At 68.4% G+C, this 1,899-nt stretch carries 2 protein-coding genes and 2 pseudogenes; 1 reads left to right on the forward strand and 3 read right to left on the reverse strand.

The annotated features are described in order from the left end of the window. Positions 1-126, forward strand: a pseudogene (locus ACIBJF_RS53220) (RNA-guided endonuclease TnpB family protein); the annotation flags it as partial. 149 nt (positions 127-275) lie between these two features. On the opposite strand, the gene ACIBJF_RS53225 reads toward ACIBJF_RS53220, so the two are convergent. From ACIBJF_RS53225 to ACIBJF_RS53235, 3 genes and pseudogenes are all read right to left on the reverse strand, one after another. Continuing rightward, positions 276-977 carry a hypothetical protein gene (locus ACIBJF_RS53225; RefSeq protein ID WP_399185087.1) on the reverse strand — a complete coding sequence of 234 codons (702 nt, stop codon included), beginning with the start codon at positions 975-977 and terminating at the stop codon, positions 276-278. A gap of 71 nt (positions 978-1,048) precedes the next feature. Continuing rightward, on the reverse strand, positions 1,049-1,396 hold the full coding sequence (locus ACIBJF_RS53230) for a DoxX family protein (RefSeq protein WP_399185088.1): 348 nt from the start codon (positions 1,394-1,396) through the stop codon (positions 1,049-1,051). Continuing rightward, a pseudogene (locus ACIBJF_RS53235) lies at positions 1,393-1,899 on the reverse strand (acetoacetate--CoA ligase); the annotation flags it as partial. The gene ACIBJF_RS53230 and the pseudogene ACIBJF_RS53235, both read right to left, overlap by 4 nt.

Genomic DNA, 1,899 nt, shown 5'->3' on the forward strand with positions numbered 1-1,899 from the left:
GCGTGCGGAGCGGTGTCCCCCAGGGACAAGAACTCCGCCCGCGTGATGCTGGTCCGGGCAGGTTGGAACCCGGACGGTGCCGAGGGCGTAAGACCGCCCGAGCCGCCGGCTCCGGCGGCGGCCTGAGCCGTAAATCCCCGCTCAGCCCTGGAGGGTGACGCATCCCCTCCCTTCAGGGAGGGGAGCCTTCAAGCTACGCCCAGCTTCGGGAGGGTTTTCGGCGGTGGACCATGACCAGGGAGAGAATGCCCGCTGCGCCGATTCGGGACTCGGCATCAGCCGCTTGTGTCGGCGTCGCCGTCATCAGGCGGATCCCCCTGTCTCCTGCCGCCCGGAGGGGAGCCGTCCCCGTGCTCTTCCAGCAGCTCGAGGAGCGCGGCATCCGCTCTTTTCTGGTCTTCCTTCGTCAGCTCGACCGGTGCGTTGTTGTAAACGGTGTAGCGGTCTGGATCGATGATGTTGGCGGCCCTCAAGCTGAACGTCAGCAGGGGGCGCCAACCCTTGCGGTGGCCGACCCGCACTTGTAGCTGGGCCTTGTAGTCACGGGCCTCCGGGAGGAATCCGGAAAACGGTGCCTCGAACTCGAGGAAGAGTTGTTGCGCTTCTCTGCCGGGCACGACGAATCCGGCGGGCAGCTTCGTCTCCTCGTCCGGCCCCGGTTGGAGCCGGGACGTGGAGGACACCCACAGGAGTGGCAGATGAGAGGCGGGCTCATCGGGGAAGGTCAGGATGAGGTCCTGCACGACGATCGGTTTGGGACCAGTGTTGTGCAGGACGAGCGGCAGTCGTAGGCGTGCCGTGGAACCGTGGACGATGGCCGCGAAGGAATGAGGTTCCCACGCCTGCAGGCGTCCCTGTCGGGCGTTGAGCCACCAGAACGACGCGACGGTGAAGAGCAGTGCGCAGACTGATACCACACTGGCGCCGGTAAGCGATGAGGACGCGATCTGATCCGCCGCGACCATCAGCGGAACCACAGAGTCAGTCTGCCAGCCCCGCCGTGGGCTCGCTAAAGGACGAGTGGCCGCCGACAGTCTCCCAAAACGGGTCAGAGGCCGGCGAGGAATTCGAGATACCAGGCGACCAGGGCCGCGCATGTCACCGCGGGGAGGAATTTGGTCAGCCCGTCGCCCTTGCGTACGTGCGTGGTCACGGCACCGGCGAGCAGCATCAGCAGTCCGATGCCGGCCAGGCCGCCGCACAGCGGTACGACCGGGCCGAGGGCCACGCCGATGGCGCCCGCCAGCTCCAGCCCGCCGATGACCCGGTAGGCCGCGGTGGTGAAGCCGGCGTGGGCGGCCAGCTCGGGCATGGGCCCCAGGGCCAGGATCTTGACCGCGCCCAGCAGGGCGAAGATCAGCGCGAGGAGACAGGTCAGCGAGGCGGAGAGGATCACGAGGCGCCTTCGGGGGTGTGCGGACGGCGGGCCTGGCGGCGTTCGGCTCCCAGGCCGGCGAAGTGGGCGATCAGGTCGGGGTTGTCGACCGCGGAGGGATTGAGGACCTGCTCGGCGCGGGCGCCCTGGAGGAGGCGCTTGACGGGGACCTCGAGTTTCTTGCCGGTCTTGGTGTGGGGGATGGCCGGGACGTCGAGGATTTCGTCGGGGACGTGGCGGGGTGAGGCGCCGGTGCGGATCGCGTCGCGGATCTTCTCGCACAGGGACTCGTCCAGACCGACCCCGTCGGCGAGGACCACGAAGAGCGGCATCCAGTAGCCGCCGTCGGGTTCTTCCGCGCCGATGACGAGGGCCTCGGCGATCTCGGGGAGGTGTTCGACGATGTCGTGGATGTCGGCGCTGCCCAGGCGTACGCCGTTGCGGTTGAGGGTGGCGTCGGAGCGTCCGTGCACGATCACCGAGCCGTGCGAGGTGAGGGTGATCCAGTCCCCGTGCCGCCACAC

The organism is Streptomyces sp. NPDC050743 (assembly GCF_044456925.1).
Classification (GTDB): Bacteria; Actinomycetota; Actinomycetes; order Streptomycetales; family Streptomycetaceae; genus Streptomyces.